The organism is Cyclobacterium sp. SYSU L10401, from assembly GCF_010993705.1.
Taxonomy (GTDB): Bacteria; Bacteroidota; Bacteroidia; order Cytophagales; family Cyclobacteriaceae; genus Cyclobacterium.
This window is the reverse complement of record NZ_WOFO01000004.1, coordinates 213384-222098: the sequence shown is the minus strand read 5'-3', so window position 1 is coordinate 222098 and position 8715 is coordinate 213384. Positions and strand designations below refer to the sequence as shown.

The window sequence follows — 8715 nt, the reverse complement described above, 5'->3', positions numbered from 1 at the left end:
TTTGTTGTGTCTGTAAAAGGAGATTATTTGCGGAAGGTTTGGGAAAGTTTAATGGTCAGGCTTCAATGACTTCCTGTATTCGGTAAGCAGGCCATAGGATAAAAGTGATGGCTTTCACTCATACATGAAGTTGCCGGACCCGAGTTGGGTATCCCTACTGAAAAAAGTATATTGTTGAACCCAGACTATGGATCAGGAATCGTAATAGATAGGCCAATGCATATTTGGGGTTGAAGGCAGGTGGGTTTTTATCTGAAAGTAAAACAGAAGTGGCAGATCGGATCAACCGTACTTTCTAAGGGGATTTGTCCAACCTTAAAATTAAGGTGAAGCTTAGGTTTAAGCGGTTCCATTTATAGGAAAAATTCCCTTTGTTTTATATTAGGGATGAGTACCCCAAGTTGTCCAAATTTTAAAAATACAATTCGGGTTAGAATGCTTTTTGATGGGTTTTTTTTCCAAAAATGGTAAGCCAGATGATTTTAAAATCCAACCAGATGCTCCAATTTTCGAGGTACCAGAGATCGTGTTTGGTTCTTTCTTTTCGTTGTTCTTCCGTTTCAGTAGGCCCTCTCCATCCATTTACCTGAGCCCAGCCGGTAATTCCGGGTTTCAGGTAATGGCGTATCATATAACCGCTTACTTCTTCCTGCATTTTTTGGTTCAGGTAACTTCTGTGTGGCCTTGGGCCAACCACTGACATATCTCCCTTTAATACATTGTAAAACTGGGGCAGTTCGTCCAGGCTGTATTTTCTCAAAAACCGACCAATTTTTGTGATTCTGGGGTCTTTGGCTACAGTTGATTGGGTACCATTCTTCTGGTCATCGCAGTGTACCATGGAACGAAATTTATAGACTTTGATGGCTTTCCCGGAGCGCCCCACCCTAATAGGTTTATAGAATATAGGGCCTGGGCTTTCTTGCTGGATTTTGAAAGCGATCCATAAAAAAAGTGGAGAAAGTAAAACCATCACTCCCAGAGAGAAAAAAATATCAAAAACCCTTTTAAAAAAAGAGGCATAAATTTCATCCAGCGATATCTGTCGGACATTGAGTACATCCAATTCCCCATACCTGGTAATTTTAAATGGCCCACCAAAAAGCCCATAATAATCCGGTACATATTTTACCCTGATGCCATGATAATCAGCTGCTTTTATGGCAATTTTAATTTTTGATGAAGAGTGGTAGGGGAGGGCTATGATGACTTCATCTACCTGATAGAATTCTATCAGGTGGTGGATTTGAGATAAATTTCCAATGATTTTTTTTTCTGGTACAGTGACCTTTTCATCATCTGCATAAACAAAACCTGAAATAGCATATCCCAAATCCGGATTTGATTTAAAATAATGGTCCATTTTTGCGGCTACTTGCCCCACACCTATGATGATGGTATTTCTGATATTGATACCTTTTCGTCTCAAATTACTGATGAGCTTGATTAGAAAAATATTTACCAGAAGACTGATTACCGGAAACCCGATAACAAATGCCATTACCAGGTTTCTGTCTTTATCATAAACACGGGTGACCAGATAGGCTATTGAAATGATACCTAAAAGAATAAAATATGATTTGATGTAGTTGACGAGCCGGTACCTGATGCTGTTATGCAGGTGGATAAAATAAAGCCTTCTGAAATAGCCTATTCCTATCCAAAGTACCATGATGGATAACAAAACAACCCATTCCAACCTGCCTGGAAAAACGGTTGGCCCAAAGAAAAATTGACTGGTTAAAAAGCATCCTATTAAAAGAAATAAGTCTACTGCGAAATAGAGAAAGGCTAGTTGTTGGTCGGATTTGGTCATGACAACCTGAAAAGATGAGTATTTTTTTATTAAATAAATATAGCAAATCATTTTGTTTTTGAAAGAGGAATAAAGGGTACTTTTGATTAATTCCCCGGATAAAGGCGGGAGGGTAAAGCTTAGAAGATTGAAAAAGGTTCATTGTTAGCTGTTTATGAGATTAGGAAATAATGCGGATGTGCATTGGATTAAAAATTATTGTGATTTTTTTTCTTTTTTCTCTGTAAATGGTTTCAAAATGAGCAGCCGCATCATGTTTCAAGTCCATCAATTTTACTGGTAGAAAGTGACTTAATAATCCTTTAGTTTTTTTCACGATTCCATTTTTGATTAATCCCATTTTGAAGAAAAAATTTTTAATTATGATTAAAAATTAAATTTTTATAATAAATTTGCCTTCTCTTTTACCTGATATTTGTACTAAACCCAAAAGGCAGGTAATTTTTAAACCCAGGTTTGGAAAATGATTAAATCAGATCAAAAGCTTTCATTGTTATACAAAATCACTGATATTTTTACTTTGGCGGTGGTGTTCCTGTCAGTAAGAAAGTTTTTTGTAGCTGGTCCCATTGCCCGCGATGATTATCAGGTATTGGGACTCTACCTGGTTTTTTGGTTGACGATAGCATTTGTTCAACGGTTATATTTCATCCACCTGCACAACCGGCACTACTTGCGGTTTATCAATTATTGCAAGAGCCTTTTTATTTTTTCAGCCCTAATGGCCATGGTGTTTTTGTTGTTTAATTTTCCGGTTTATGCCAGGGAAATGGCTTTTATATTTTTGGCTTGCTTTTCTCTATTGGGCTTGCTTAATAATTTTCTGGTATTGAATGCCGTAAAAGCCTATCGGAAAAGAGGTAAAAACCTACGCCATATAATCATTGTAGGTACTGGTGAGACGGCCAGAAAAATTGGAAATTATTACACAGAGAATATTGATTTTGGGCATAAGGTAAAAGGTTATATACACGCCTGCCCTGGTGTAGCTCCTTCAGACCTGCAGGTATTGGGTAATCTGGGCCACCTGGATGATTTTATCAGGAATAATAAGGTGCATGAGCTCATTATAGCCATACCACATGATAACGTAGACATTACGAAAAGTGTCATTATGATTGCTGACTTTTATGGCCTGAGAGTTAGGTACCTGCCCGATTATCAGGCCCTTATAGGTTCGTCTTATAAATTTTCAATGTATGGGGACAATTTGTTGTTAAATGTTCGTCAACTTTCCCTTGATCAATTATACCTTTCCTGGCTGAAAAGGACATTTGATATTCTCTTTTCTCTTCTGGTGTTGTTTTTTCTATTTCCTTTATTTGTAGCTTTGGCTTTGGCTATTAAATTTGAAAGCAGGGGACCTGTATTTTATTGTCCCAAGCGGATTGGCCAATATGGAAAACCTTTCAAAGTCTACAAATTCAGGTCGATGTTTCAAAATGACAGTGTAAACAATGGGATTCAATCTACCATAAAAAACGATCCCCGCATTACTCCTTTGGGTAAGATCCTCAGGAAGTATAGCCTTGACGAGCTTCCGCAGTTTATAAACGTACTTATTGGGGATATGTCTGTGGTAGGCCCTCGTCCACACCGTGAATTTTTAGAAGGAGAATTTCAGAAAGCAATTAATAATTATAAGGTAAGACATTACCTGAAGCCAGGGATAACTGGTTGGGCCCAGGTCAATGGCTGGAGAGGACCAACAGAGACCTTTGAGCAGAAAAAAGAGCGGACCCTGCACGACCTTTGGTATTTGGAAAACTGGTCTTTTTGGCTTGACATCAAAATCATATTCTTGACCTTGTTCGGCAAAAAAACCCACGCAGTGGCCTATTGACCGGATTTTAATTGTATATGGTTTTGATGAAAGGGGAATTTTTTACTTTCCAATCCAATCAAAAAGTAGGGTTTGTTTTTGATAATCGTCTTAATGGTTTATTTTTGAAATCTTAAATAAAACTAGTCCGGTTTTAGGCCAATGATTTATTTTTATTCCCCTTAATTTTGTCTTATTATCTAGTAATCTACTGTTTTTAAACCATAAAAAATGAAAATTCAGAATATATGTTGTATAGGTGCCGGCTATGTTGGAGGCCCAACCATGGCTGTGATTGCCAGGAAATGTCCTGACATAAAGGTTACCGTAGTAGACATCAATGAAGCCCGAATTGCAGCTTGGAACGATGAGAATGTAGAAAATATTCCGGTTTATGAGCCAGGCTTGTCTGCTGTAGTAGCGGAGGCTCGCGGACGAAATCTATTCTTTTCTACTGATGTGGATAAGGCCATAGATGAAGCCGAAATGATTTTTATTTCTGTCAATACGCCTACAAAAACCTATGGGGAAGGGAAAGGTCAGGCTGCTGACCTGAAATGGATTGAATTGTGTGCCCGTCAAATTGCAGGAGTAGCCAAGGGAGATAAAATTGTAGTGGAGAAGTCTACCCTTCCCGTCCGTACGGCCAGTACGCTGAAAGATATTTTAACACATACAGGCAATGGGTTGAATTTCCAAATCCTGTCCAACCCGGAATTTTTGGCTGAAGGTACAGCAGTAGACGATCTGATGGACCCGGATCGGGTACTTATTGGGGGAGATCAGACCGATGAGGGAAAAATAGCCATACAGGCTCTTGTAGATGTGTATGCGAGGTGGGTGCCCAAAGAGAGGATATTGACCACGAATGTTTGGTCTTCTGAATTGTCAAAATTGACAGCCAACGCCTATTTGGCTCAAAGGGTATCCTCCATCAATGCGCTTTCTGAGCTTTGTGAACATACGGAAGCAGATGTAAATGAAGTAGCCAAAGCGATTGGTACCGATTCCCGCATTGGTCCCAAATTTCTGAAGGCTTCCGTAGGTTTTGGTGGCTCCTGCTTTCAAAAAGATATTTTGAACCTGGTCTATATTTCGAGGACCTATGGCTTACATGAAGTAGCAGACTATTGGGAACAGGTGATTATCATGAATGATCATCAGAAAAGACGGTTTGCTAAGAAAATCATCAGAAATCTGTACAATACCGTTAGTGGGAAAAAAATTGCTTTTTTGGGTTGGGCTTTTAAAAAAGACACCAATGATACCAGAGAGTCAGCTGCTATTTATGTTGCCGACCACCTTTTGAATGAACAATCCCATATTGAGGTGTATGATCCGAAGGTGAACAAACAGCAGATTTTTTCTGATTTAGATTATCTCGGTTCGCGAAGCCCTGAGGAGAACAGAACCAACCTGACGGTTGGAAAAGATCCCTACAAGGTCTGTGAGGGCTCACATGCGGTAGCTATTCTTACGGAATGGGATGAGTTTAAAACCTATGATTGGCAAAAAATCTATGATGGTATGTTAAAACCTGCCCATGTTTTTGATGGAAGGAACCTATTGGATAAGGAAGCTTTGAAGGCCATTGGTTTTCAAGTACACGCTATAGGTACTGCAGATTGAAAATAACATAGGATGGACAAAAAAAGGGAGAATTGAAAAATTCTCCCTTTTTTTAATCAACTCTTTTTATTTGCCTTTGACATCGTCCTTCACCTCGTTCATGATTTTTTCCACCGCCTTTACATCAAGCTTTTCATCTTTTGCGAAAAAAGATGCCAACTTGGCAAAAGAACCACTAAAATAACCTGAAAGCAGGTTGTTTATGGTGAAACTCCTGTATTCATCTTTCGACACAATGGGATAATACTCATGAGACTTTCCATAGGCATTGTGTTTGACAAAACCTTTCCTTTCCAATATCCGTATAATCGTCGATACCGTGTTATAGGCTGGTTTGGGCTCACTCATTTTTTCCAGGACATCCTTGACAAAACCTTTCTCAATGTCCCAAAGAATCTGCATGATCTGTTCTTCTGCTCTTGTTAACTCTCTCATATTTTTAATTAAGTAGGTGATTTTCCATGAACTTAACCATTTAGTTTTTTAATTGCAAAACATTTATTAAAAAAAATATTTTTTAGTAGGAATTATTCAAAAAAAAGTATTTATAATTAAAATTACCTTTCTGCAGGTCAAGTATAGAAAAGGCTGCCGGTTTCAGCAGCCTTTTTTTATGCAGCAGGTTTCATTTTTATTATTCCTGAAGCATGCAGCAGTTTGATAAGCGGATAGGTTGGATCAAATTCAAACCATTTGACTGCAAAATTCACTCGTTTTGGAAGGCGGTGGTGATTGTTTTGAAACAATTCCCCAAGCATCAGGAAATCCAGAAAGATAGAGTTTTTGGAATGGTCGTTATTGTCAAAATTCGCATAACCATATTTATGCCCACTCCAATTGACTATGGCACCATGAACAGGACCCATCATGAAATGAATAGGCAATAAAAAATACATCCACCAATGGGTGCCGGCCAATTCGAAAACGCTGATGGACAGTACGTAAATTAAAACGTAAATCAATCCCCAGCCCAGTCTTATGCCCATGGTATCGGCAAATCGATCAAATCGATTCCAATCCGGAACGTCCTTGGAAAACCTTTCTTCAGGTTTTACTTTGAATGTGAAATGTTCATTGTAGATTTTTTTTGTTTTCCACATCATGGTAAACAGGTTTTCTGTATGGTGTGGGCTATGGGGATCATTAGGCGTATCGCTGTATGCATGGTGCATCCGGTGCAGGATGGCATAAGCCCTGGGAGACAAATACGAACTACCCTGAGCAATCCAGGTAAAGACGTAAAAGAATTTTTCCCAGAATTTACTCATGATAAACATTTGGTGTGCTGCATATCGGTGCAGGAAAAAACTTTGACAAAACAAAGAGAAATACCAATGCATTAGAAATAGAAGTAGTAGAATCACTAGCTGTAAAATTTGTTGATAATAATTACTGTAAATTTAAATCCAATTTTTTTTTTAAGGGCACCCAAAACAAGATTTTTTATAAAAGGTGATTTAATTCATCTTAATGGATATTGGCGGAAGGGGTATATGGTACCTATTTTTTTATTTGTTAACATAATGGATTACATTTAAGTTTAAAATGAATAAACCCAAAAAATATACCGATCTAGCTGAGGACAAAGATTTGGGCCTCCATAGGCCAAAACCGGTTTCAGAAGAGACTGACGCTGACTTATGGAACCAATTCAGGCAAGGCAGTGAAACTGCCTTTATCAAAATCTATGAACAGCATTTCGAGCAACTTTTTAACTATGGGTACAGGCTTTCCGGTCAGCCCCAGCTTACGGAAGACTGCATTCAGGACGTTTTTATTAAAATTAGGCTCAAAAGAGCAGGTTTGGGAGATACCAATTGCATCAAATTTTACCTGATGAAATGCCTGAAAAGAAAGTTGGTCCGGGAAATGGGAAAATCCAAAAAGACCATCGCATGCCTGGGTCATGAGCCCTTCTTCATCATTTATTCTCATGAGCAGGTATTGATAGATCAGCAAATTCATGAAGAACAGGCGCTACAGCTGAATCAGGCATTGGAAAAGCTATCAGGAAGAAAAAAAGAAGCCCTTTATTATTTTTACTTTGAAAGCCTGCCTTACCACCAAATCAGTGAATTAATGGGTTTGTCCCATGTTAAATCCGCCAGAAACCTTGTCTATCAGGCCATTGCTACCTTAAAATCGGCACTTTAACTATTGTTCGGCAAGTAGAAAACGTATTTTTTTGAATACCCAAAATAAAATTTTCGTGATTTTTTTTTCTAATTATGATGTCATTTTCATTCCCTGTGCCTTATAGCTATGAAAGTCTTTAAAACATGGAAAAGCAAAAGGACATCACTTTTCTTTTATTAACAGATCCGGAGTTTGTTCGCTGGGTTCGCAAGCCCAATGGGGAGTTGGATACTTACTGGAAAAATTGGATGCTTGCCCATCCTGATAAAGTAGAGCAAGTAAAGAAGGCCAGGGAAATTATTGTCGGGTTGCAGCTAAAGCAAACAGGCTTGGAAAATACCAATAAATACAAGGTGTTGCAGCAAATTCTGGCCACTGAAAAAGCTGAGACAGGGACTTCAGGTAAAGTTGCCACCTTGCAAAGAAATCCATTTTTTTGGCTCCTTTTGGGGCAGTGGACCAAAGTAGCTGCCATTCTTGTATTGACACTGATGTCTATTTTTGTGCTAAGCAGGATGTCCCTTAACCCGCCGGTAGTGGTTGCTCCTGAAAAACCGGATACGCCCCTGTTGACCAAAGTGACCCAATTTGGAGAAAAGCTAAATTTCAAACTACCGGACGGCTCATCTGTCTGGTTAAATTCAGGAAGTGAATTGATTTTTCCGGAAAAATTCGACTCTCTGGAGAGAAGGGTCAGTCTGATTGGAGAAGGATTTTTTGATGTTCACCAGGATTCCAGTCGCACATTCAGGGTTGTATCCGGAGATCTGATTACTGACGCTATTGGGACCTCCTTTAATGTCAAATACTCCGAAAAAGATGAGTTGGCCGTTTCTCTGGTCAGCGGAAAAATCAAGGTTAATCATGATAGCCTGGAGCATGGTCTGTTTTTAGAACCCGGGGAGCAACTCCGATATAGGGATTCAAGCAATAGTTTTGAGTTGACTTCTTTTTCTCCAGAAAACATTACCGGTTGGAAAGATGGGCTGCTTCAATTTACAGATGCGGGGTTCGATGAAGTGATCGGTCAACTGGAACGCTGGTATGGGGTTAAAATATCCATTTCTGGAAAACCGGGCCATTCCTGGCGACTCAGCGGGAAGTATAAAAATCAAAATCTCGATTTGGTTTTGGACAGAATGGCTTATATAGAAAAATTCGAATACAGTATTATTGGTAAAAATGTAAACCTAAAATTTTAATTCTATGATAGAAATCCAGTGAAGAATGGGACCTTAGTTCCTGAAATGGTCCGGGATGGAAAGTCATTGGGGAATGCACCATCACCGAACCAGGCTTAATGAATGTTTCA

The 8715-nt window shown here is 38.9% G+C and carries 8 protein-coding genes; 4 read left to right on the top strand and 4 right to left on the bottom strand.

All coding sequences use genetic code 11. The annotated features are described in order from the left end of the window. Window positions 1-430: 430 nt before the first annotated feature. Window positions 431-1816 carry an undecaprenyl-phosphate glucose phosphotransferase gene (locus GL182_RS11650; RefSeq protein ID WP_163379859.1) on the bottom strand — a complete coding sequence of 462 codons (1386 nt, stop codon included), beginning with the start codon at window positions 1814-1816 and terminating at the stop codon, window positions 431-433. Window positions 1817-1976: 160 nt separating this feature from the next. Continuing rightward, window positions 1977-2156 (bottom strand): hypothetical protein, encoded by a 180-nt coding sequence (locus tag GL182_RS11645; RefSeq protein ID WP_163379858.1) that lies wholly within the window; start codon window positions 2154-2156, stop codon window positions 1977-1979. A gap of 123 nt (window positions 2157-2279) precedes the next feature. On the opposite strand from GL182_RS11645, the gene GL182_RS11640 reads away from it, so the two are divergent. Continuing rightward, window positions 2280-3659, top strand: a complete 1380-nt coding sequence (locus GL182_RS11640) for an exopolysaccharide biosynthesis polyprenyl glycosylphosphotransferase (RefSeq protein WP_163379857.1) — start codon at window positions 2280-2282, stop codon at window positions 3657-3659. Between the two features lie 210 nt (window positions 3660-3869). Then, complete coding sequence (locus GL182_RS11635) at window positions 3870-5267, top strand: UDP-glucose 6-dehydrogenase (protein WP_163379856.1); 1398 nt, start codon at window positions 3870-3872, stop codon at window positions 5265-5267. Between the two features lie 66 nt (window positions 5268-5333). Here GL182_RS11635 and GL182_RS11630 read toward each other — a convergent pair whose 3' ends face one another. Both GL182_RS11630 and GL182_RS11625 read right to left on the bottom strand, forming a co-directional pair. After that, entirely contained in the window at window positions 5334-5702 is a 369-nt protein-coding gene (locus GL182_RS11630; RefSeq protein ID WP_163379855.1) for a BlaI/MecI/CopY family transcriptional regulator, read from the bottom strand. A 176-nt stretch (window positions 5703-5878) separates the two neighbouring features. Then, a complete protein-coding gene (locus GL182_RS11625; RefSeq protein WP_163379854.1) occupies window positions 5879-6631 on the bottom strand; it encodes an acyl-CoA desaturase in 753 nt (250 codons plus the stop codon). Window positions 6632-6812: 181 nt separating this feature from the next. On the opposite strand from GL182_RS11625, the gene GL182_RS11620 reads away from it, so the two are divergent. Next, window positions 6813-7421: an RNA polymerase sigma factor gene (locus GL182_RS11620; RefSeq protein ID WP_163379853.1), complete on the top strand. Its 609-nt coding sequence runs from the start codon at window positions 6813-6815 to the stop codon at window positions 7419-7421. A 125-nt stretch (window positions 7422-7546) separates the two neighbouring features. Then, window positions 7547-8605, top strand: a complete 1059-nt coding sequence (locus GL182_RS11615; protein WP_163379852.1) for a FecR family protein — start codon at window positions 7547-7549, stop codon at window positions 8603-8605. Window positions 8606-8715 lie beyond the last annotated feature (110 nt).